We start from the raw sequence: 21,394 nt of genomic DNA, 5'->3' as shown, positions 1-21,394 counted from the left end.
CGCGATGATGCCACCTACAGCGTGGTCAGGTCCCGCTCACGGGTTTCGGAGTACAGGGTCACGGCCAGGATCGAGATCGCTGCGCATACCGCGACGTACACCGAGATCGCGTAGCCGGAGTCGTAGGCCTTCAGGAGTGCGACTGCGATGAACGGCGCGAGGCCACCGGCGATGATCGACGCCAACTGGTAGCCGACAGACACACCGGAGTAGCGCACTCGAGTCCCGAAGAGCTCTGTGAAGAAGGACGCCTGCGGCCCGTACATGGCGCCGTGCAGGATCAGTCCGACAGTCACAGCCAGCGTGGCCAGCCCGAAGTTCTTCGTATCGACCAGAGCAATGAAGACGAAGGCCCAGATGCCCACGCCGACCGCACCGATCAGGTAGACCGGCTTGCGGCCGATCCGGTCTGACAGTGCACCCCAGAGCGGGATAGCGCAGAAGTGAATGGCTGCCGCGATCAGAACAGCGTTGAGTGCAAAGGACTTGCCCAGACCAAGGTGTTCCTTTGCGTAGGTCGCAATGACGATCGTGAAGATGTAGTAGCTGACGTTCTCCGCCATTCGCGCACCCATCGCGGTCAGCACCTCACGCGGGTAGCGCGTGAGCACCTCGATCAACGGCATCCGGTCCGTCGGCTCCTGCTTGTCCCGAGCCTCCTTGAACACCGGCGACTCCTCGATCTTCAACCGCACCCACAGTCCGACCAGCACGAGCACGGCCGACAACAGGAACGGAATCCGCCAGCCCCACGAGTCGAACGCAGCCTCGGACTGAAAAGCCGCCAGCCCGGCCAGTACGCCGTTCGCGATCAGCTGTCCCGCCGGAGCGCCCGCCTGCGGCCAGGAGGCCCAGAAACCACGCCGTGCCGGATCACCATGCTCCGACACGATCAGTACGGCGCCTCCCCACTCACCGCCGAGCGCGAAGCCCTGGATGAGCCGCAGCACGGTCAGCAGGATCGGAGCGAGCGCCCCGACCTGCGCATAGGTCGGCAGCAACCCGATGGCGAAGGTGGCGACCCCCATCATCAGCAGGGACAGCACCAGCAGGTTCTTGCGGCCCAGACGGTCACCGAAGTGCCCGAAGACCACTCCGCCGATCGGACGGGCGAAGAACCCGACCGCGAAGGTGGCGAAACTCAGCAGCGTCCCGGTCAGCTGCTCGCCCTTCGGGAAGAACAAGTCGCCGAACACGACGGATGCTGCCACGCCGTACAGGAAGAAGTCGTACCACTCCACCGTCGTACCGACGAGACTCGCTCCGACGACCCGGACGATGGATGGCTTGGTACGAGCGGGGTCTGTTGCTGTCATGGAGAGACCTCCTAGTGGGCGGTCCAGCCGCCATCGAGTACGAATGAGCTCCCCGTGATGGAGGCGGAGGCCGGACCGCACAGCAGTGCGACCAGCTCCGCGACTTCCGCCGGCTCGATCAGTCGTTTCACTGCGACTGGTTCGAGCATGACGTTGTTGAGCACCTCTGGCTCGGTCAGCCCGTGTGCCTTGGCCTGGTCCGCGAGCTGAGCCGTGACGAGCGGCGTACGGACGTAGGCGGGGTTGATGCAGTTGCTCGTCACACCGCGGGCTGCGCCCTCCAGTGCGACGACCTTGCTGAGTCCTTCGAGACCGTGCTTCGCAGCGACGTACGCCGACTTGTACGGGCTGGCCCGGAGTCCGTGCACCGAGCTGATGTTGATCACGCGCCCCCACCCGGCGCCGTACATGTGGGGAAGGGTCTGCCGGATCAGGCGGAACGGCGTCTCCAGCATCAGCCGCAGCAGGTAGCTGAAGCGCTCCGGTGGGAACTCCTCGACCGGTGCGACGTGCTGTACCCCGGCGTTGTTCACCAGGATGTCCACGTCGGTAGGCAACCCGGCCAGGCTGTCCAGGTCGGACAGGTCCGCCACGACCGGCTGCACCTGCGCCGACGCGCCCACGGCGACACGGTCGACGGCCACGACCTGTACGCCGTCCGCCGCGAGACGTTCGACACAAGCGGCACCGATGCCGGATGCGGCTCCGGTGACGAGGGCGCGACGGGTCTCCATGGCGGATGACTGTAGGAATCCCCGGCGTTCCGCACTATGGGATGCGAGCACACAGCCACGCCGCGAAGCATGGGTTCCGGCCCCACTTACGTGCGAGTTTGGCTATCAAAGCGGTCTGAGCTGATAGCTGCACCTATCGTGGAGACATGGTCGATATCGAACAGCCGAAGAAGAAGGCCGCGGGTGTTCCCGCGGTGCTGTCGTCCTTCAAGTTCGGCTTCCGTGAGATGGGCCCGGCCCGGACCGGCAAGGTGTTCCTGAAGATGAACCAGGACGGCGGTTTCGACTGCCCGTCCTGCGCCTGGCCCGATCCCGTCCACAAACGCAAACACGCGGCCGAGTTCTGCGAGAACGGCGCCAAGGCGGTGGCCTGGGAGGCGACCCGCAAACGGGTGCCGCGGGCCTTCTTCGCGGAGAACTCGGTCGAGCAGATCCACGCGATCTCGGAGTTCGATCTCGGCAAGCTCGGCCGGATCACCGAGCCGATGCTGCTCCGGGCCGGCGCCACGCATTACGAACCGGTCGGCTGGGAGGAGGCGTTCCAGGTCGTCGCCCGGCACCTCAAGGCGCTGCCCGACCCCAACGACGCTGTCTTCTACACCTCCGGCCGGACCAGCAACGAGGCCGCGTTCCTCTACCAGTTGTTCGTCCGCGCCTACGGCACCAACAACCTGCCCGACTGCTCGAACATGTGCCACGAATCATCCGGTACGGCGCTGTCCCGGGTGATCGGCAGCGGTAAGGGCGCGGTCACCCTGGAGATGCTCGAGGAGTCCGAGCTGATCGTGGTCGTCGGCCAGAATCCGGGCACCAACGCGCCCCGGATGCTCAGCCACCTCGAGATCGCCAAGCGCAACGGCGGCGAGATCGTCTCGGTCAACCCACTGCCCGAGCCTGGCCTGATGAACTTCAAGAACCCGCAGAAGGCGCGCGGCTGGGTCGGCAAGGGCACCGAGCTCGCCGACCAGCACCTGCAGATCCGGATCGGTGGCGACCAGGCGCTGTTCCTTGCCATCGGCCACCTTTTGCTCGAGGCCGAGGCGGACAACCCGGGCACTGTGCTCGACAAGTCGTTCGTCGAGACCTACACGAGTGGCTTCGAGCTCTACGCCAAGCACAACGCGGAGCTGGACTGGGACGCGGTCGAGCTGGCCACCGGTCTGCGTCGCGCCGAGATCGAGGAGCTGACCCAGCGGTTCCTCAAGTCGAAGGCGACCGTCATCTGCTGGGCGATGGGCCTGACCCAGCACCGCGAGGCGGTCGCGACGATCAGCGAGATCGTCAACGTGCTGCTCCTGCAGGGAAATATCGGCAAGCCGGGCGCCGGGCCGTGCCCGGTCCGCGGGCACTCCAACGTCCAGGGCGACCGCAGCATGGGCATCTGGGAGAAGATGCCGGACAAGTTCCTGGACAAGCTGGATGCCGAGTTCGCGTTCACGTCGCCGCGTGAGCACGGGATCGACGCGGCCGACACGGTCAAGCGGCTGCGGGACGGATCCGTGCGGGTCTTCTTCGCGATGGGCGGCAACTTCGCCTCCGCGACCCCCGACACCGAGGTGGTGCATCGCGGGCTGCGCGAGTGCGACCTGACCGTGCACGTCTCCACCAAGCTGAACCGTTCGCACACGGTCACCGGCCGCGAGGCGCTCATCCTGCCGACGCTCGGGCGAACCGACCACGACCGCACTGCGAACGGTCCGCAGTCCGTGACGGTCGAGGATTCGCAGGGCGCAGTCCACCTCTCCACCGGGAACCTGACACCGCCTGCGCCGGAGCTCAAGTCCGAGATCGGCATCGTCGCCGGCATCGCGCAGGCCGTCGTACCGGATGTCGGGGAGATTCCGTGGGCGGACTTCGCCGATGACTACAGCCTGATCCGGCAGCGAATCGGTCGCGTGGCCGACGGGTACGAGGACTTCGAGGACCGGCTCCGGGCGAACGAGGGCGGCTTCCTGCTGGCGCATGCGGCGCGGGACAAGCGCGAGTTCAAGACCTCGGATGCCAAGGCTCAGTTCACTGCGAACGATCTGAGTTGGTTGCCGACGGCACCGGGCAAGCTGCTGCTGCAGACGCTGCGCAGTCACGACCAGTTCAACACCACGATCTACGGTCTCGAGGACCGGTACCGCGGGATCCACGGCGGTCGCGAGGTGGTCTTCGTGAATCCGGACGACCTGGCCGAGCTCGGGCTGACCGACGGCGCGTTCGTCGACATCGTCAGCGAGTTCCAAGGGGTCGAACGGCGCGCGTCCGGCTTCCGCCTGGTCTCGTACCCGACCGCGCGCGGCTGCGTCGCGGCGTACTACCCCGAGACGAATGTGCTGATGTCGGCCGACGATCTGGCCAAGGGCAGCAACACCCCGGTCGCGAAGGGGCTGACGGTCAGGCTCGAGCCAGTCGCGTCCTGAGCAGCGGTTGCGCGGCGGCCAGCGCGATGGCCGCCGCTGCGTTGATGAGCCACAGCCCTTCAGGGCCTACGGTTTCCAGCAGACGCGTCACGATCAGCGGCGCGATGGTGGTGGCCACGCCCCAGCAGAGGCCGAAGACGGCGAGGTACTGCGCCCGTCCATCATCGGGCGCCAGGCCAGCGGCCTGCGTCAGGTAGCGGGTCAGCAGGAACGTCTCTCCGACACTCCAGAACGCAGTGGCGAGCAGGAAGATCGGCAGGCTGGTCGCGAACGCACAGACGATCAGACCGGCAGCCAGCAACACGTAGCCGACGCGCATCGCTTGGAAGTCGTCGAGCTGCACCCGCAGCAGCCGTTGCGCGAGGATCATCGTGACCGCGGAGACCGCGAGGATGATGCCAGTTCCGGATGCCGGCAGGCCGTGCTCGAGGAGTGTGAGCGGTACGCCGACGATCAGCTGCATGTAGATCGTGGCGAACACCGTGCCGCTGGCGAGCAACCACAGCAGCCGATGATCGCGCCACACGGCGACTCCCCCGGTTGGCACCCGCTCCCGCCGTACGTCGGTCGGCAGCGCGAGAGCGACCAGTACGGCGCAGGCCAGGCAGGTGATCGCGTCTGCGACGAACAGCCAGCGCAGATCCCAATGACTAACGGCTGCGGCCAGCAGACCGGCCAAGACGCCGGCCACCGCCATCGCCGAGCCGAGCAGCCCGTACGCCGCTGGGCGGTCGACGGGCTCGGTGACATCGGCGATGGTCGCCTGACTGGGTGGCTCGTAGATCTCGAAGGCCAGGCCGAGAACGATGGCGGCGAACATCACGGACCAGAGCGTCGTACTCGCCGCGATCCACAACTGCGCGACCGCGCAACCGGTCAGACCGAGGACGATCGTGCGTCGTCGGCCGATTCGGTCGGCCAGGAAACCGCCGAGCAACCGGGACGGGATCGTCGCCAGGCCGAAGAGAGCCACGACGAAGCCGGTCCGGCTCAGCGAAGCGCCGAACTCCACGGTCAGCACGATCGCCAGGAACGACAGCGAGAACGCGCCGATCCGGTTCACGGCACGGGCTGCGACGAGTACCCAGACCGTCCTGGTCAGGCCGCGCCATGGCGCTATCAGGGTCGCTGTTGCGCTCATTGGCCCACCTCATGACTGTCTAAATGGATATGATCGGTCACGCAGGTTCGAGACTACGAAGGAGAGTCGTGACTGGTCAAGTGTCTTTTGATAGTCACGCCCGGAGTGTGCTGGCCGCGTCGGTCGAGTACGTGAACCGACTGACCCCCGGCTTCTCCGGCGGTTCGCCGTACGCCGGTCCTGTCGACCAGGCGCAGGCGGTGGCGGAGTCGCTGGTGGCGATCGGTTATCCGCAGCCGCACGTCCGGCCGGAGGATGCGCGCCGGCTGACGGAGCTGGCTGCGCGGATGCGGATCGTGTTCGAGGCGGCGCACACGGGCGACCTCGATCGGGCCGCGGACGAGATCAACGCGCTGCTCGTCGACACGAACGCACGACCGAAGCTCGACCGGCGGGACAAGGGCTGGAGCCTGCACTTTCACGGGCCTGACGACACTCTCGTCAACGGCTGGGCAGCCGGTTGCGCGGCCGGTCTCGCACTCGCGGTCGGCAGCGACCTGGCCGGTCGGCTCGGCGTCTGCGCCGCACCGCAATGCGACCGCGTCTTCGTCGACACTTCGAAAAATGGGCAGCGCCGCTTCTGCTCCCCCCAATGCCAGAGCCGCGTCAAAGCCGCCGCCCACCGAGCCCGCCAAGCCACCTAGGGTTGGGGCCATGGGAACCACGCTGCGCACCTACGTTCCAGCAGACGCCGTCCCGACCTGGCAGGTCTACTACGCCGCGATCCGGCGAACGGCGATTCGCGACTACACCGAAGAACAGGTGCAGGCCTGGGCCCCAGACGAGGCGAACGTGGACGCCCAAGCCTGGGCGGACCGCCGAGCAGCCGCACACACCTTCGTGGCCTGTGTGGATGACGTCGTCGTCGGCTTCAGCGACTTCACCGACGACGGCCTGCTCGACATGCTCTTCGTCCACCCCGACCACTCAGGCCGCGGAGTCGCCCGCCTGCTAGTCGAGAAGGTCCAGGAAGAAGCCGGCAAACGCGGCCTAACCCGCCTGGTCACCCACGCCAGTCGCACAGCCCGTCCAGCCTTCGAGTCCTTCGGTTTCGTCGTCGACCGCGAGAACCCCACGAACCAGACCCGCAGCGGCGTGATCATCCCCAACTACGACATGCACTACAACCTTCCCTGACGAACCACCGGCTCGCAAAGTCCGTGTTGTCCACCACGACATCCGCCAACGACGCGGGATCCACCTGGTCGACGTACAAACGCTCGCCGGGGATGTACCGCGTCCGATACCGCTCTTCCGCAGCGGCCGCAGAATCCATCCACGCCTGATCCCGCGCAGTCCCCCGCCGCAGTATGACGTCGAAGTCAACATGCACATAGATGCGCAAATCCCAGTCCCGAATGAGCTCCGGCCGCTGCAAGAACACGCCGTCCGCCACGAGCACGGCGTCCGGCGCGGCCTCCTCCTCAACGACAGCGAGAGCGGACTGAGCGTTGACCGAGCGAACCGCGGTCGCATAGCGCCGGTTGCCGTCCGGGCCTAGCGGAAGCAACAACTGCGAGCGCATCGCGTCGAGATCCCACGAGTCGAGGTAGTAGCTCTCTGGTGACTCGATCGGATACGCCGTCCGCACCGCGGGATCCTTCTTGAAGTAGTCGAGCCCGACCCGGATCACCTCCCGATCGGTTCGCTCCCGCAGTACGTCGGCCAGGCCGTCCGCCAGCGTGGTTTTGCCGGCCGCGGACGGACCGTCGATCGCGACTCGCACCGGGTGCGGCCGATCGACGGTGAGTACGAGACCGGCCAGTTCGGAGAAAAGCTCGATGGGCGTCACACGTTGAGTGTGACGCCCATCGGTTGGTCAGCCGACCGGGGTGAGTTCGCGGTCGGGCTCGGGGGCCGGGGGTGCGGAGTGCTTGGCTTGCTTGGGGCGGAGCCACTTGGGGGCCCACCAGTTGGCGTCGCCGAGCAGGATCATGATGCTCGGGAGGACGACGGCGCGGATGATCGTCGCGTCGATCAGGATCGCCACCGCGAGGCCGACACCGAGTTGCTTCATGTCCAGCGTGCTGAGGGTTGCGAAGACCGCGAAGACTCCGATCATCACGGCCGCAGCGCTGGTGACTACCCCGGCCGAGCCCGTGATGCCCTCGGCGACGGCCTGCTTGGTGGGCACGCCGCGCAGCACGGCTTCGCGGATTCGGCTGACCACGAAGACGTGGTAGTCCATCGACAGGCCGAACAGCACCACGAAGAGGAACAGTGGCAGCCAGGAGACGACTGCGCCGTTCGACCGGAAGTCGAGAATCCCTTCGGCCCAGGTGTTCTGGAAGACCGCTGTGACCACCCCGTACGCCGCGCCTGCGCTCAGCAGGTTGAGCAGGATCGCGGTCACCGCGACCACCACCGAGCGGAACGTCACCATCATCACGATCATCGTCAGCAGCAGCACGAACCCGATCACCAGTGGCAGCTTCGCTCTGGTGTGCGCGGCATAGTCGATATCCGCGGCCACGAAGCCACCGACGGCGTACTCAGCGCCTGGGACCTTGCCGACAGTCTGCGGCATGAGCTCCTTGCGTAGCTTGATCAGCGAGTCACGGGCCTGGTCGCTGCCACCCTCGAACGGCGTGGCGACCTCGAGAACCGTCACCGTGCCGTCCTTGGAGATTCGCGGCTTCTCCAGGCCGTCCTGCGCGTACAGCTTGTCGCTCTTCGTCTGCTCCACCAGCTCGGTCAGTGCGGCCTGCACGGCAGCCGACTCGTTGGCCGGAGCCTTGATCGCCACCTCGTGACTGGTCCCAGTGCTCGGGAAAGCCGCGGTCAGCCGGTCGTACGCCTGCATGACCGGAGTCGTCCGCGGCAGGTCCTCGGTACCGGGGAACTTCAGGGTCATCCCCAACGCCGGCGCCGCGGCGGCGAGCAGCGCGATCACCGCGACCAGCAGGGTGGCCATCGGGTACTTCAGAGCCGGCTTGAGCACCATCGGCCAGAAGCGCGGCTGCGCCTTGCTCGCGGTCAGCCGCCAGACGAGCGGGATCCGCGGCTTGTCCACCCACCGGCCGAGTTTCGCCAGTACGGCGGGGAGCACGGTCAGCGAGCCGACGACGGCCATCGCCACCACGAGGATCGAGCCGACGGCGAACGACGAGAACACCGCATCCCGCGCCAGGAACAGCCCGGCCATCGAGATGATCACCGCCGTACCGGAAACGACAACCGCGTGGCCCGAGGTCGCTGCTGCGATCTCGACCGCGTCGACGTGACTGCGGCCCTTCGCGCGCTCCTCGCGTTCGCGGCGGAGGTAGAACAACGAGTAGTCGACGCCGACCGCCATACCGATCAGCAGGATCACGCTGTTGGCCGCGTCGACCGCGGGCACCAGCTGTGAGGCGGCCGCGGAGAGCCCGATCGCGGCGGCGACCGCCGACAGCGCCAGCAACAGCGGCACCGAGGCAGCGATCAGCGCGCCGAACGCGACTAAGAGGATCGCCAGTGTCACCGGCAGGCTGAAGAGCTCGGCGCGTTTGAAGTCCTCACCGAGGGTCTTCTCCAGGGCCTGCCCGATGGACAGCCCGCCGACCTCCTCGATCCGGAGCTGCGGGTACTGCTGCTGGATCTGTGCCGTGGTGTCGAGCAGCGGCTGGACCCGCGCGTCCTCGTCACCGTCCTTCAGCGTCACCCGGACGATCAAGGCGTCCTTGTTCGGCGACGGCATCGGCTGCGAGACGTCCGCGACCCCACCGAGGGCGCGCATCCGCTGGATCACGACGCCGGCCACCTTGGTGGCCTCCGCCTGGTCGAGTGTTCCCGAGGGCGCGGTGATCAGCACGCTCTCCACGTCCGGGTCGGCGAAGTTGCCGTCCTTGACGATGTTGTCCGCCCGCGTCGTCTCACCGATGTCGCCGTCCCCGTCGGCCTTGTTCGTGCCGGTCACCTGACCGACTGCGAAACAGGCGATCACCACGGCCACCCACATCGCGATCGCCCGCCACGGATGGGTGGCACTCCAGCGTGCCGCCCGCACCGTGATCTGTCCCCTGGCCATACCGTCCCTCGCCCTCTGCGCCCCCTCAGGCGCCCCACCCAGCGCACCTGGCACGGCGCTGGCTACGGGCTCAAGCCTCGCTGCCGGACAGCGGTCGGCGATATGCAGGAAGCCACCGAACCGACCCTGGGGGTAACCCCACCCCGACCCCTGGGGGTAACCCTAAGAGGCGGAAAATACTACGGAGCGTAGTCAGCTGACTACAGCAGACCGGACGCCGATCAGGGCGTTCAGAAGTCCTCGAGGTCCAGCGAAGAGGCCGCCGAGACCCCTTCGAGGTAGCCCTCGGCCCGCTCGGCCTTGGGGTAGCGGTGGACCAGCGCCCAGAAGGCCGCGTTGTGCGCCGGCTCGATCAGATGGGCCAGCTCGTGGACCAGGACATAGTCCAGAACCCAGGCCGGCATCGACTGCAAACGGGTCGACAACCGGATCGACCGGTCCGCCGGAGTACAGGATCCCCACCGTCTGTTTTGGTTCGAAACCCACCTCACAGATGCAGGTTCGGGCACTTCGGGGAGGTGGCGACACGCGAGTTCGTGTGCTCTGGCCAACAATTTTTCGTCCGACACGCGGGACCGGCTGCGCTGCTTGTCGAGCCGCGCGAGCATGGTCTCCACCCAGCGCGCCTCCTCGGCGGCCGAGAGCCGGTCCGGCATCAGCACGACCACCCGCTCGCCGTCGCGGTAGGCGCTGACGGTCCGCTTGCGCCGCTTGCTGCGGCGGATGTCCACGTACGGCGGGATCGGGCGCGGCGGGGAATCGGCCATGAGGGAAAAACTACCCGCAGAATCCGACAACTTTCTTCGGTCCACATCCTGTGCACGGACGTTTTCGCAGGTCAGACACCAGTTCTGGGGCCTGACGATTCCGGTTGTTCACACCTTGTTCCCCCACCCGTCCACAGTGCCGACCGGCGCGTCCCACAGCTTGCTCACAGAGTTATCCACAGGGGTGGACAACGTGGGCTTGTGGTTGTGGCGGGCACCTCCTAGCGTCGTCCTCAACAGGCTCCCGGACCTCCTCCGGAGCCGCCCGGAGGGGAAGCCGAGCGGTTTCGGAGGAGGACTCCCGGGGGCCTGTTCCGTGCGGCCGGATTCTGCGGAAAGGGCTTTCCCAGGCGGCCCTGAGCGGCACTCCGGCGGCGGAGTGGGCTTGAGCAGGCGTCAGAAGGCCGTAGGGTGAATCCCGATTGGGCCGAACGGCCTACGGCAGGAAGGTCTGCCGTTAGCATCCACGACTGGCTCGGTGACAACCCCGGGCTGATTTCAGAGCAAGGAGAGGGCCCTCATGGCAGAGACCTGGAGCGGCGAGTTCTACTGCGTCAAGTGCAAGGCCAAGCGCACCGCCGACGGCGAGGTCAAGGTCAACGACAAGGGCACGCGCATGGCGAAGGCCAAGTGCCCCGAGTGCGGTACGAACCTGAACCGGATCCTCGGCAAGGCCTGACGCACCACGCTGCGGGGCGGTGACTGGCCGAACACGGTCCGTCACCGCCCCGACGCCGTTCGATGACGACCTGCAACCCTCCGAACGGCACCCGGGCGCTCCCCGGCTTGGGCGACCCGACAGAATGGGTACGTGTCGGACCTCCCCCGCAAAGCGCTGAGCCGGACCGCGAAACTCGCCAGCCTGCCGCTGGGTGCCGCGGGCCGGGCCACGGTCGGTCTGGGCAAGCGGATCGGCGGTGCGCCGGCCGAGGCCGTGCTCGCCGAGTTCCAGCGCCGGACCGCCGAGCAACTGTTCTCCGTCCTGGGTGAGCTCAAGGGCGGCGCGATGAAGTTCGGGCAGATGCTGAGCCTGATGGAAGCGGCCATGCCCGAGGAGCTCGCGGCGCCGTACCGGGCCACGCTGACCAAGCTGCAGGACTCCGCACCACCGATGCCGGCCGCGACCGTGGACGAGATCCTGTCCCGCGAGCTGGGCAAGCGCTGGCGTGACCGGTTCTCCGAGTTCAACGAGCATCCCGCGGCGGCCGCGTCGATCGGGCAGGTGCACCGCGGCACTCTGAAGGACGGCCGCGAGGTCGCGGTCAAGATGCAGTACCCGGGCGCCGCCGAGGCGTTGCGCGCGGACCTGCGTCAGCTCGGCCGGTTCGCCCGCACCTTCGGCACGCTGGTGCCCGGTATGGACATGAAGCCGCTGGTGGCCGAGATGCAGGCGCGGATCGGCGAGGAACTCGACTACGACCGCGAGTCCCAGGCCCAGCAGCAGTACGCCGATGCCTTCAAGGATCACGACGAGTTCGTCGTACCGCGGGTCATCAAACACTCCCCGACCGTGATCGTCTCGGAGTGGATCGAAGGCAAGCCGCTCTCGTCGTTCATCGCCGACGGCACCAAGAAGCAGCGCGACGAGGTCGGCCTGAAGTACGCCCGGTTCCTCTTCAGCGGACCCACGTACGCCGGTCTGCTGCACTCGGACCCACATCCCGGCAACTACCGGGTGCTGCCCGACGGACGGCTCGGCGTGGTCGATTTCGGCCTGTGTGCCCGGCTTCCAGACGGCCTGCCCCCGGCGATCGGGCGGCTGCTGCGGATCTCGCTCACCGGCGACGGCCAGGCGATCCACGACGGACTGCTTGCCGAAGGGTTCATCAAGCCGCGGATGGAGATCGACCCCGAGCAACTGATGGACTACCTGGCGCCGTTCGCCGAGCCGGCCCGGGACAAGACCTTCCAGTTCAACCGGGCCTGGATGCGCGCCCAGGCGAACCGGACCAGCGACTTCCGCTCCCCCAACGCCACACTGGCCTTCAAGCTCAACCTGCCGCCGTCGTACCTGCTGATCCATCGGGTCTGGATCGGCGGCATGGCGGTGCTGTCCCAACTGGAGGCGGAGGCGCCGTTCCGGTCGGTGCTCGAGGAACTACTGCCCGGCTTCACCGACTGAGAGTCACCAGTAGATGGGGTCGAGCTTCCCCTCGATGCCGCGGACGTTCTCGCGCGCGCAGACGTCGCAATAGTTGAGTTTGCGGCCGTTCTCGACCGAGGTGGCCCAGGTCAGCGGGACGTCCTCGGACTCCGCCTGCCTGCCACACAACGCACAGATAGCACTTGCCATGGCAGTAGTGTGCACCTCGTGCGCTGGCGGATCCACGAAGAACAAGAAGTCTGGGGAAATCCTTGGCTGAGCGTCCGGCGGCTCGACGTGGAGCAGCCCGACGGCCACCGAGTCGACTACCACGCGGTCCGGCTCGCAGACGTCGCAGCAACTGTGGTCACCGACGCTGAGAGCCGAGTGCTGCTGATGTGGCGGCATCGCTTCCTCACCGACACCTGGGCCTGGGAACTGCCGATGGGCATCGTCGAGGCCGGCGAGGCACCGATCGATGCGGCGGCCCGCGAGGTCGAGGAGGAGACCGGCTGGCGGCCCGGTCCGTTGACCGACCTGATCCAGTCCCAGCCGGGCGCCGGGATCATGGACGCCGTCCACCACGTCTTCCGCGCGAGCTCGGCCACGCGGATCGGCGAGCCGACCGAGCGCAACGAGTCCGACCGGATCGAGTGGATCCCACTGACCGACGTACCGGCGATGATCGCGAACGGCGAGATCGTCAGCGGCATCACCCTGGTGGGTCTCCAGCAGGCCCTGCTGCTGCGCTGAACATGCCGAAGGGCGACCCCCCTGAGGTGCCGCCCTTCGATCATTCAGCTGGTCAGGCTGTCGTGCTGCCTGCCCGGCCGGTCCTCCTTACGGACCGGCCGGGCAGGGCTTCAGTTGTGTGTTTCAGACGAGGCGAGCGAGTGCGAGGCGCGCGCGTGCGCTGGCCCTCTCCGCTCGCCTGCTGGCCCGCTCGGCCTGCTTCTGTGCCCGCTCGATTCGGTGAGCGAGGCGGAAGCGCCGGTTCTGCTCCGCGTCGTGCAGTGCCGAGCGTTGATGAGCACGGGCGAGATCTTCGTGAAGTAAATGCATTTCAAGGCTCCTGTGTGAAATCTGGTGCTTCATGGTCTGGTGTCTCGATTCGGATCTGGGTCGTCAGGCGGCGGTCGTGGTGTCGCTCTTGCGGGGGCGTCCACGGGGACGCTTGCGGGCAACCACCACGCCCTGGACGAACAACTGTCCGCCCCACACACCCCACGGCTCCGAGCGCTCGAGCGCGCCGGCCAGGCACTCGGCCTGGAGGGGGCAGGTGGAACACAGAGACTTTGCGTACTCGACGTCCGCCGGCGATTCGGCGAAGAAGAGTTCCGGTGCGTAGGACCGACAGGGCAGGTCCTGCGACGATGCGACCTCGTTGAAGATGTCGAGGAAGCTCACGCTCATTCCGGTCACCTCCCAGTGACTTTCGGTGCTGCTGATCTTTTGTCGTCGGAGACGGTCCGCGGTTGCTGACCGCCAAACTTGGTTTCTCAATGACGCTCCTGGACAAACAAAAGGGCCGCGGGACCCTTTGGTGGGTTCCGCGGCCTGGAGGTGCCGGGTCTGACTCGTCTGTCAGACCGGTGGACTCCATGCTCGAGAACCCGAACCGCCGTACTTCACATCGCCGACAGCTCCGCCCTTGATCTGGGCCGGGCTGACAGCCATCAGCACAACGGAGGTGCCGTGCAGGCGCGGGGCACCCGGGATCAGGGCGCACGGCAGCGCGGCAGCGTTGCTGAACGGCTTCTTGGTGATGTTCGACATTTCCCAGGCACCTCCTCTCGTTGTGGCGAAGCAAGCGGTGGCTCGATCGCTGTGTTGGTTTGAAGTTTTCGGCCAGGCTTCGACCGCAGAAAGAACAGTACGCTGTCGTCCGCAGGGCCCGCAAACTATTTAATGGCATGTTCGGGAAGTTGGCCGGAAGTTGCCGCCACGGTGACCGGATCCGGCTCCCGCGACAGGGTTCCTCCACGCTCCGGGACGCTGAAAGCACGCTCCGAGATCGTTGCCTCTGTCACCTATATGCCTCGTCTGCCAGCAGCAGAACGGGACGCACGAACTCAACCATGCGCCCCGGCCGCCGAGCGTGGCAACACTATTTCCGCAGATTGCACGAACAGGCAGCCGCTTCCTTGCACGATCCTCCACGCTGGGATGGAATCGAGCGGTGGAAGAACTGCGGTCCCTGTTGCGCCGGCACGTCCGGCCGGACCAGACCACGGCCATCGACGGTCTGCACATCGCGAAGATCGAGCGCTCGGGCCCACCATCCCCGTCGATGTCGGGTGTGGTCCTGGCGGTCCTGGTCGAAGGCGCCAAGCGGCTCACGGTCGGCGAGCGCGTCCACCTGTACCGGCCGGGCGACTATCTGGTCGCCTCGGTCGATCTCCCGGTGAGCGGCCATTTCGTCGACGCGACCGTCGCGGAACCGGCGCTCGGTATGGCGCTCGTTCTCGATCCAGCCCTGATCGCCGACCTGCTGCAGCACGCCGGGCCAGGCGATCTCCCCCGCCCGGCCGGTCCGGTACCGGGGATCGCCGTCGGCAAGCTCACCGACGACCTGCTGGACGGCCTGACCCGGCTCGTCCGCCTCCTCGAGCGTCCGCGGGACCAGGCCGTCCTGGCACCGATGCTCAAGCGGGAGATCCACTGGCACCTCATCACCGGGGAGCAGGGCGCGGCCGTCCGGCAGCTGGGGCTGGCCGACAGCAGCATGAACCACATCACCCGGGCCGCCCGGTGGATCCGCGACAACTACGCCGAGCAGTTCCGGGTCGAGGACCTGGCCAAGCGCAGCGGGATGAGCCCGTCAGGCTTCTACCGACATTTCCAGACCGTCACCGCGCTGAGCCCGATCCAGTTCCAGAAGCAGGTGCGCCTACAGGAGGCCCGACTGCTGCTCGCCGCACATCCACGCGACATCGCGACCGTCGCGCACCGCGTCGGCTACGACAGCGCCTCCCAGTTCAGCCGCGAGTACCGGCGACAGTACGGCGTACCTCCCAGTCAGGACGTCGTGGCCTAGCAGGTGCAGATGACCAGGATCTGTTCGCCGTACTTGGTCAGTTTGGTGTGGCCGATGCCCGGGATCTTGCGCAGCTCCAGCTCGTCGGAGGGCCGCGTCTCGGCGATCGCGGTCAGCGTCGCGTCGGTCAGGATGACGAACGCCGGCATCTTCTCGGCGTCGGCCTGCTCGGTCCGCCAGGCGAGCAGCGCGTCGTACAGCTTCTGGTCGATGTTCGACGGGCAGTCCTCGCAGCGGCCGAGCTTGCGGGCGCCCGGGTCGAGCAGCCCGCGGCCACAGACCCGGCACTTCGGGATCGGGCGGCCGGACCGCGCCGCCCGCTCCGCCCGGTCGGTCGTCGGCTCCCACACCGGCTGCTGCCGGGTCGTCCGGACGCCGATCGGATCCAGGAAGCGCGTCGGCCCACGAGTACCGCGGCCGCCGGGCGACCGCGAGGTCGACCAGCTGACGAACAGCTGCTGCTTGGCGCGCGTCACCCCGACGTAGAACAGGCGGCGCTCCTCCTCCACCTGCCCCGGCGTCTGGGCGTAGCTGATCGGCAGCGTCCCCTCATGGGCGCCGACGATGAGGACGCACTCCCACTCCAGGCCCTTGGCCGCGTGCAGTGTCGCCAGAGTGACGCCCTCGGCGACAGGAGCGTGCTGGATCGACGCCCGCCGGTCCAGCTCGACCATCAGGTCAGTCAGCCCGGCCTCCGGATTCGCCGCAGCGAAGTCGGACGTCATGGTGACCAGTGCGCTCAACGACTCCCAGCGGTCCCGGACCGCGCCGACTCCGCTCGGCGCTTCCGGCGTCCAGCCAGCACCACCCAGTACGCCGGTCACCGTCTCGACCAGGTCGTCGGACAGGTCGCCAGCCTTGGCCTGGCCGCGGAGCAGCACCGCGGCCTTGCGGATCTCGGGGCGCTCGAAGAACCGCTCGGCACCTTTCAGCACGGTCGGGATCTTCCGCTCGGCCAGCGCCTGCTCGAAGTTCTCCGACTGAGCGTTGGTCCGGAACAGTACGGCGATGTCCCGCAGCTGCACGCCCTCGTCCTTCAGCCGTGCCACCGCACGCGCGACCGCATCCGCCTCGGCGACCTCGTCGGAGTACTCGCGGTAGACCGGCGCCGGACCGGGGTCGCGCTGCGACCGCAGCGTCACCCGCCCGGGCAGCCCGGCCGGACCGGCCGCATCGAGGATCTTGTTCGCCACGTCGACGATCTGCGGGGTGGACCGGTAGTCCCGGACGAGTTTGATCGTGGTCGCGTTCGGATGCCGGGAGGCGAAGCGGACCAGGTTCTCCGGCTCGGCACCGGCCCAGGAGTAGATGGTCTGGGCCGGGTCGCCGACCACGCAGACGTCTTCCCGGCCGCCGAGCCACAGGTCGAGCAGGCTCTGCTGCAGCGGGCTGACGTCCTGGTACTCGTCGACTACGAAGGTCCGGTACTGCCGGCGGATCTCGGCCGCGACCCGCTCGTCCTCGGCGAGCAGCGCGACCGCGCAGAGCAGCACGTCCTCCAGGTCGATCCGCCCGCGCTCAAGCTTCACGTCCTCGTACGACGCGAAGATCTTCCCGATCGTGGCCGGGTCGAAGGCGGCCAGCGCCCGGCCGGACTTCGGCGCCAGCCGCGCGTAGTCGTCGGGCCGCACGTTGCTGACCTTGGCCCACTCGACCTCACCGGCCAGGTCTCGCAGGGCCGGAGTGTCGACCCGGATCCGGCAGCGCGAGGCGGCCTCGGTCAGCAGCGGGAACTTCCGGTCCGCGATCGGCGGCAACTCACCGCCGTACACCTTCGGCCAGAACCAGCGGGCCTGCCGCAGCGCCGCGGAGTGGAACGTGCGGGCCTGCACACCCTCGACCCCGAGCTGTGCGAGCCGGCCCCGCATCTCTCCGGCCGCCCGCTGGGTGAAGGTCACCGCGAGCACCCGGACCGGGTCGAATGTCCCGGTGCGCACCCCGTACGCGATCCGGTGGGTGATGGCGCGCGTCTTCCCCGTCCCGGCCCCGGCCATCACCACGACCGACCCGTGCAGGGCGGTCGCGACCGCCCGCTGCTCCGGATCAAGCGCCGCCAACAGATCGTCTGGCGAGCCGGATCGTGTGAAGTCACTCACGGACTGGGTCATACGGGAACAGCACCGCCTACGGCATGGTTCGAATACGTCGAGAGCCACCCTAGACGGCTCGCCGGACAGATTCAGAAGGAGACGCCCGATGGCGGCAGTGACGATGTACTCGACCCCGTGGTGTGGCTACTGCCACCGCCTGAAGGGCCAGCTGAAGCGGGCCGGGATCGAGTTCACCGAGGTCGACATCGAGCAGGTCCCCGAGGCCGCGAAGCTGGTCGAGAAGATCAACCGCGGCAACCAGACGGTCCCGACCGTGGTCTTCGCCGACGGCAGCGCGCTGACCAACCCGTCGGTCGCCCAGGTCGCGGAGAAGCTCATCGCCTGACCTGACCTAGCCCGTCATCGCGGCGCCTGCCCTTTGGGGTAGGCGCCGCGTCGCGTTTTCGGCCCCTGCGGACCAGAAGGTTCCTGAGCCATGGACTTACGGTCATGGCCGTTTTACCTTCGAAGGAACTACGCCGCAGGGAGATCCGCCATGATTCCGCGTCGTCTCTTCCGACCTGTCCTGTTCTTAGCGGTCCTGGCCGTATTCAGTGGTTTGTTCACCACGGCCACCGGCGCCGCTCCACCCACCGGGCGACCTGACCCGTGGCCGTCCGAGGTCGGGCCGGAACGCCCCGATGCCATCGGGCGCACGCTCGCCCCCGATCCGATCACCAACCTCGGTGCGCCGATCAGCTCGCTCACCGTGATGGAGGGGACCGTCGGTCGTACTCCGGACGGCCGCGACGTCGTGTACGCCGTACCGGCCGGTGAGAACGCCAATCTGAACGTGGTCGACGTCCACAGCCGTCAGCTCCTGCACACCGTGCCGCTGCCGGGTGCAGCCGGTGCCTGGGGGATCGTCGTCGCCAGCGACGGCAGGCTGTACGTCGGTACCTATCCGAATGCCCACCTCTATCGCTTCGACCCGGTGACGGCAGTGGTCACCGACCTGGGCCGCCCGGTCATCGGTGAGTCGTTCATCTACGGCCTCACCGCCGATGGGAACGGCAACGTCTTCGGCGGCACGTATCCGAACGCGCACGCCTTCAAGTACGACGCCACCACCGCACAGGTCACCGACTACGGCTCACTCGACCCGGTGGAGCAGTACGCGCGGTCGACTGTCTACGACCCCGACCACAACGCACTGTTCGTCGGCATCTCCACACCGGTCGCCAAGCTGCTCCGCATCGACCTGGCCACCGGAACGGTCCAGAACGTGACTCCGGCGAGCCTCGTCGGTGGAGAGATCGTCGACCTCGACTATGCGAGCGGACGGGTGTTCGCGAACGTCAGCGGCAAGCTGACGGTCGTCGACGCGGTCACCTTCGAGCAGGTCAAGTTCACCGACGCCGCGACGGGCGGTCTGGTCCTGACCTATCCACTGGCAGCACGTGGTGTTTCTGGCGGCGGTCCGGGTGGCGTGTACTTCACCACCGCGACCACGCTCAATCTGATGCGCTACGACCTCGACACCAACACCGTCGGCACGGTGACGAACCCACCGATCCGGATGACGCGTGGAGCGGCCATCGGCTACGGCTGGGTGACCGAGAACGGCCAGCAGATCCTGTACGGCCTCACGGGCAACTACTCCGGCGGAACGTTCCGCTACGACCCCGTGGCCCGCACACTCGCGCAATGGAGCTCACCGTTCCAGTACGTACCCGTGGCGCTCCAGCACACGATCGCTGACCCAACCACGGGCCGGGTGTACGTCAATGCCTACCTGAACGGCTCCACGTCGTACTACGACCCTGCTACCGGCAAGGCCACTGTCACTGCACGCCAGGGACAGGTCGAGGGCTGGAACTGGGGCCCCGGCAGCAAGATGTGGGTCGGCATCTACCCGTACGGCCGACTGCAACTCTGGGACACCGCACTACCGGAGAGCACGACCAATCCGAAGGTCCTGTTCAGCCTGGTCGACAGTGACCACCAAAACCGCCCGTTCGCCGTCGTACCGTCCGGCAACAGCGTGTACGTCGGCACGACTCCCGGGTACGGCGAATACGGCGGCGCGATCACCGTGTACGACGTACCCAGCAACACGTTCAAGGTCTACCGGAACCTGGTGACCGACCAGTCGATCGCCAGCCTGCTCCCGGTCGGCACCGACGTGTGGGCCGGATCCGCCATCGAAGGTGGTCAAGGCACTGAGCCCCGGGCCACTGAGGCGCACCTGGTCAAGGTGGACCCGACAACTGGCGCGGTGACGGCAGACGTCGTACCGGTGCCAGGTGCAGCCAGCATCAACGAGCTGACCATCGGACCGGACGGCAACATCTGGGGTCTCGCGGACGGCAACGTGTTCGTCGCCAACAAGACCACCGGCGCGATCCTGCGCACGTACACGGTCTTCTCCGGACGCCTCACCGGTCACGACGGTGCGCTGTCCTGGCGCGACGGCTACCTGTACGGCGTCTCCGGCGGCCGGCTGTTCGTCCTGGACGGCCTGAGCGGGACGTCGACCATCCTCCGCGACCACGGCCTCAACCGGCTCACGGAAGGACCGGACGGCACGTACTACTCGCTGCTACGCCTGGACGGCTGGACCATTCCGACCAACCTGGCGTCGTACAAGCCACCGGTCGACCCGTGTCCCAAGTCGGACCTCCGGACCAACGTCTGGACCGGCAACATCAACAGCCACGTGCTGAACCGCCATCTGGAGTACGGCTGCACGCTCACCGACGTGCTGCCGGACGCCGAGGCGCAGTGGCCCAGCCACGGCGCCTACGTGGTCGCAGTGGACCGGAAGCTCCGCCAGCTCGAAGCCGCGGGCCAGGTGGAGTACTGGGAAGGAATCCTGATCCGGTTCGCCGCAGCCATCTCGGACGTGGGACGGCGTTAGGGGCGGGGCTCACCAGCTTCCGGTGAGCTCCTCGCCGTACCATCCCTCGATCAGACGGCGGCTGATCGAGATGTTGCCCGGGAGGGCCATCGTGCCGGCTTCGACCAGCGCACGGAGGTCCTCCCGGGTGAACCACCGGGCGTCGGAGATCTCGTCACCGTCCACCTCGATGTCGGTACCGGTCGCCTTCGCGTAGAACCCGAGCATCAGACTCGACGGCAGCGGCCACGGCTGACTCCCGGCGTAGTCGACCTCCGGCCCGACGATCACCCCGGACTCCTCGAGCACCTCACGCCGTACGGCGTTCTCCAGCGACTCCCCTGGCTCGACGAACCCGGCCAGTGTCGAGTACCGCCCCTCCGGCCAGGCCGCATTGCGCCCGAGCAGGGCCCGGTCCTGGTCGTCGGTGACCAGCACGATGATCGCCGGGTCGCTCCGCGGGAAGTGGCGCGTGCCGCAGTTGGGGCAGTCCCGGACGTGCCCGGCCTCCGTCACCACGGTGTGCTCACCACAGTTCGCGCAGTGAGTGTTCACGGCGTGCCAGTTGACCAGTCCGACCACGTGGACGGCGATACCGGCCTCCCGGTCGCCCAGCACCGCACCCATCTCCCGCAGACCGGCATACGACTCGTCTGCCTCACCTGGGACCAGTACGGCGAACACTGCGCGCCCGTCGGCGGTCTGACCGGCACCTGACTCGCGGTCGATGCCCAGGAAGAGCCGGACTCCCTCGGGAGCCTCGGACGGCGCAATCAGCTGCAGTGCGGACCGGTCCGCGGTCACCTGGAGCTTGTCACCGGCCACCAGCACCACCTGCGTGTCCGGGGCGGCCCACGCCTTCTCCAGCCAGTCGTCGTCGCGCCGCCGGTCGGCAGCGCGGTCCAGAACGGACCGGGACAGGGTCAGCGAACCAGGAGCAATCGAGTAGGCCACGTAACTCAACATATCCCGG

General features: G+C 67.4%; 20 protein-coding genes. 9 read left to right on the top strand and 11 right to left on the bottom strand.

Features of this window, described 5'->3' with window-relative positions:
• Positions 1–14: 14 nt before the first annotated feature.
• Both ABD231_RS00270 and ABD231_RS00265 read right to left on the bottom strand, forming a co-directional pair.
• Positions 15–1,316, bottom strand: coding sequence for an MFS transporter (locus ABD231_RS00270; RefSeq protein WP_344143759.1), 1,302 nt, complete (start codon positions 1,314–1,316; stop codon positions 15–17).
• Positions 1,317–1,327: 11 nt separating this feature from the next.
• On the bottom strand, positions 1,328–2,050 hold the full coding sequence (locus tag ABD231_RS00265) for an SDR family NAD(P)-dependent oxidoreductase (protein WP_344143756.1): 723 nt from the start codon (positions 2,048–2,050) through the stop codon (positions 1,328–1,330).
• 146 nt (positions 2,051–2,196) lie between these two features.
• Between ABD231_RS00265 and ABD231_RS00260 the strand changes: the two genes are divergently transcribed.
• Entirely contained in the window at positions 2,197–4,458 is a 2,262-nt protein-coding gene (locus tag ABD231_RS00260; RefSeq protein WP_344143754.1) for an FdhF/YdeP family oxidoreductase, read from the top strand.
• Here ABD231_RS00260 and ABD231_RS00255 read toward each other — a convergent pair.
• Positions 4,433–5,599, bottom strand: a complete 1,167-nt coding sequence (locus ABD231_RS00255) for an MFS transporter (protein ID WP_344143752.1) — start codon at positions 5,597–5,599, stop codon at positions 4,433–4,435. The genes ABD231_RS00260 and ABD231_RS00255 overlap by 26 nt on opposite strands.
• A 68-nt stretch (positions 5,600–5,667) precedes the next feature.
• Here ABD231_RS00255 and ABD231_RS00250 point away from each other — a divergent pair, with 68 nt between their 5' ends.
• Both ABD231_RS00250 and ABD231_RS00245 read left to right on the top strand, forming a co-directional pair.
• Positions 5,668–6,243: a CGNR zinc finger domain-containing protein gene (locus ABD231_RS00250; RefSeq protein ID WP_344143750.1), complete on the top strand. Its 576-nt coding sequence runs from the start codon at positions 5,668–5,670 to the stop codon at positions 6,241–6,243.
• A 10-nt stretch (positions 6,244–6,253) separates the two neighbouring features.
• Entirely contained in the window at positions 6,254–6,736 is a 483-nt protein-coding gene (locus ABD231_RS00245) for a GNAT family N-acetyltransferase (protein ID WP_344143747.1), read from the top strand.
• Here the strand turns inward: ABD231_RS00245 and ABD231_RS00240 are convergent.
• The 3 genes from ABD231_RS00240 to ABD231_RS00230 all read right to left on the bottom strand — a co-directional run bounded on the left by ABD231_RS00240 (position 6,699) and on the right by ABD231_RS00230 (position 10,372).
• The gene (locus ABD231_RS00240) at positions 6,699–7,391 is read right to left on the bottom strand and encodes a nucleoside/nucleotide kinase family protein (RefSeq protein ID WP_344143744.1); all 693 of its coding nucleotides are present in this window, start codon (positions 7,389–7,391) and stop codon (positions 6,699–6,701) included. The two genes, ABD231_RS00245 and ABD231_RS00240, sit on opposite strands and share 38 nt — an antisense overlap.
• Positions 7,392–7,418: 27 nt before the next feature.
• The gene (locus ABD231_RS00235; RefSeq protein ID WP_344143741.1) at positions 7,419–9,605 is read right to left on the bottom strand and encodes an MMPL family transporter; all 2,187 of its coding nucleotides are present in this window, start codon (positions 9,603–9,605) and stop codon (positions 7,419–7,421) included.
• 230 nt (positions 9,606–9,835) lie between these two features.
• Positions 9,836–10,372 (bottom strand): M48 family metallopeptidase, encoded by a 537-nt coding sequence (locus tag ABD231_RS00230; RefSeq protein WP_344143738.1) that lies wholly within the window; start codon positions 10,370–10,372, stop codon positions 9,836–9,838.
• A gap of 520 nt (positions 10,373–10,892) precedes the next feature.
• Between ABD231_RS00230 and ABD231_RS00225 the strand changes: the two genes are divergently transcribed.
• Positions 10,893–11,051 carry a DUF5679 domain-containing protein gene (locus tag ABD231_RS00225; RefSeq protein ID WP_012922897.1) on the top strand — a complete coding sequence of 53 codons (159 nt, stop codon included), beginning with the start codon at positions 10,893–10,895 and terminating at the stop codon, positions 11,049–11,051.
• Positions 11,052–11,183: 132 nt separating this feature from the next.
• Positions 11,184–12,494, top strand: coding sequence for an ABC1 kinase family protein (locus ABD231_RS00220; protein ID WP_344143736.1), 1,311 nt, complete (start codon positions 11,184–11,186; stop codon positions 12,492–12,494).
• Between the two features lie 3 nt (positions 12,495–12,497).
• On the opposite strand, the gene ABD231_RS00215 is transcribed toward ABD231_RS00220, so the two are convergent.
• Positions 12,498–12,665: a hypothetical protein gene (locus tag ABD231_RS00215; protein ID WP_344143733.1), complete on the bottom strand. Its 168-nt coding sequence runs from the start codon at positions 12,663–12,665 to the stop codon at positions 12,498–12,500.
• Between the two features lie 18 nt (positions 12,666–12,683).
• On the opposite strand from ABD231_RS00215, the gene ABD231_RS00210 reads away from it, so the two are divergent.
• Complete coding sequence (locus ABD231_RS00210; RefSeq protein WP_344143731.1) at positions 12,684–13,208, top strand: NUDIX hydrolase; 525 nt, start codon at positions 12,684–12,686, stop codon at positions 13,206–13,208.
• Between the two features lie 372 nt (positions 13,209–13,580).
• On the opposite strand, the gene ABD231_RS00205 is transcribed toward ABD231_RS00210, so the two are convergent.
• The gene (locus ABD231_RS00205; protein WP_132407629.1) at positions 13,581–13,868 is read right to left on the bottom strand and encodes a WhiB family transcriptional regulator; all 288 of its coding nucleotides are present in this window, start codon (positions 13,866–13,868) and stop codon (positions 13,581–13,583) included.
• A gap of 171 nt (positions 13,869–14,039) precedes the next feature.
• Positions 14,040–14,231, bottom strand: coding sequence for a hypothetical protein (locus ABD231_RS00200; protein WP_344143727.1), 192 nt, complete (start codon positions 14,229–14,231; stop codon positions 14,040–14,042).
• Between the two features lie 403 nt (positions 14,232–14,634).
• Here ABD231_RS00200 and ABD231_RS00195 point away from each other — a divergent pair, with 403 nt between their 5' ends.
• Positions 14,635–15,492 (top strand): AraC family transcriptional regulator, encoded by an 858-nt coding sequence (locus tag ABD231_RS00195; protein WP_344143724.1) that lies wholly within the window; start codon positions 14,635–14,637, stop codon positions 15,490–15,492.
• Here the strand turns inward: ABD231_RS00195 and ABD231_RS00190 are convergent.
• On the bottom strand, positions 15,489–17,600 hold the full coding sequence (locus ABD231_RS00190; RefSeq protein ID WP_344143722.1) for an ATP-dependent DNA helicase UvrD2: 2,112 nt from the start codon (positions 17,598–17,600) through the stop codon (positions 15,489–15,491). The two genes, ABD231_RS00195 and ABD231_RS00190, sit on opposite strands and share 4 nt — an antisense overlap.
• Positions 17,601–17,688: 88 nt before the next feature.
• On the opposite strand from ABD231_RS00190, the gene ABD231_RS00185 reads away from it, so the two are divergent.
• A complete protein-coding gene (locus ABD231_RS00185) occupies positions 17,689–17,928 on the top strand; it encodes a mycoredoxin (protein WP_344143720.1) in 240 nt (79 codons plus the stop codon).
• Positions 17,929–18,078: 150 nt separating this feature from the next.
• Positions 18,079–20,442 (top strand): hypothetical protein, encoded by a 2,364-nt coding sequence (locus tag ABD231_RS00180; RefSeq protein WP_344143718.1) that lies wholly within the window; start codon positions 18,079–18,081, stop codon positions 20,440–20,442.
• Between the two features lie 9 nt (positions 20,443–20,451).
• Here ABD231_RS00180 and nudC read toward each other — a convergent pair whose 3' ends face one another.
• Complete coding sequence (gene nudC, locus ABD231_RS00175) at positions 20,452–21,375, bottom strand: NAD(+) diphosphatase (protein ID WP_344143716.1); 924 nt, start codon at positions 21,373–21,375, stop codon at positions 20,452–20,454.
• Positions 21,376–21,394 lie beyond the last annotated feature (19 nt).

It is taken from the genome of Kribbella yunnanensis, assembly GCF_039529655.1.
Lineage (GTDB): Bacteria > Actinomycetota > Actinomycetes > Propionibacteriales > Kribbellaceae > Kribbella > Kribbella yunnanensis.
This window is presented reverse-complemented; position numbering and strand designations above follow the sequence as displayed.

Coding starts and splice junctions, on each gene's coding strand:
- ABD231_RS00270 (WP_344143759.1), bottom strand. CDS start 1,316: ATGACAGCAACAGACCCCGCTCGTACCAAGCCATCCATCGTCCGGGTC.
- ABD231_RS00265 (WP_344143756.1), bottom strand. CDS start 2,050: ATGGAGACCCGTCGCGCCCTCGTCACCGGAGCCGCATCCGGCATCGGT.
- ABD231_RS00260 (WP_344143754.1), top strand. CDS start 2,197: ATGGTCGATATCGAACAGCCGAAGAAGAAGGCCGCGGGTGTTCCCGCG.
- ABD231_RS00255 (WP_344143752.1), bottom strand. CDS start 5,599: ATGAGCGCAACAGCGACCCTGATAGCGCCATGGCGCGGCCTGACCAGG.
- ABD231_RS00245 (WP_344143747.1), top strand. CDS start 6,254: ATGGGAACCACGCTGCGCACCTACGTTCCAGCAGACGCCGTCCCGACC.
- ABD231_RS00235 (WP_344143741.1), bottom strand. CDS start 9,605: ATGGCCAGGGGACAGATCACGGTGCGGGCGGCACGCTGGAGTGCCACC.
- ABD231_RS00230 (WP_344143738.1), bottom strand. CDS start 10,372: ATGGCCGATTCCCCGCCGCGCCCGATCCCGCCGTACGTGGACATCCGC.
- ABD231_RS00225 (WP_012922897.1), top strand. CDS start 10,893: ATGGCAGAGACCTGGAGCGGCGAGTTCTACTGCGTCAAGTGCAAGGCC.
- ABD231_RS00215 (WP_344143733.1), bottom strand. CDS start 12,665: ATGGCAAGTGCTATCTGTGCGTTGTGTGGCAGGCAGGCGGAGTCCGAG.
- ABD231_RS00205 (WP_132407629.1), bottom strand. CDS start 13,868: ATGAGCGTGAGCTTCCTCGACATCTTCAACGAGGTCGCATCGTCGCAG.
- ABD231_RS00200 (WP_344143727.1), bottom strand. CDS start 14,231: ATGTCGAACATCACCAAGAAGCCGTTCAGCAACGCTGCCGCGCTGCCG.
- ABD231_RS00190 (WP_344143722.1), bottom strand. CDS start 17,600: ATGACCCAGTCCGTGAGTGACTTCACACGATCCGGCTCGCCAGACGAT.
- ABD231_RS00185 (WP_344143720.1), top strand. CDS start 17,689: ATGGCGGCAGTGACGATGTACTCGACCCCGTGGTGTGGCTACTGCCAC.
- ABD231_RS00180 (WP_344143718.1), top strand. CDS start 18,079: ATGATTCCGCGTCGTCTCTTCCGACCTGTCCTGTTCTTAGCGGTCCTG.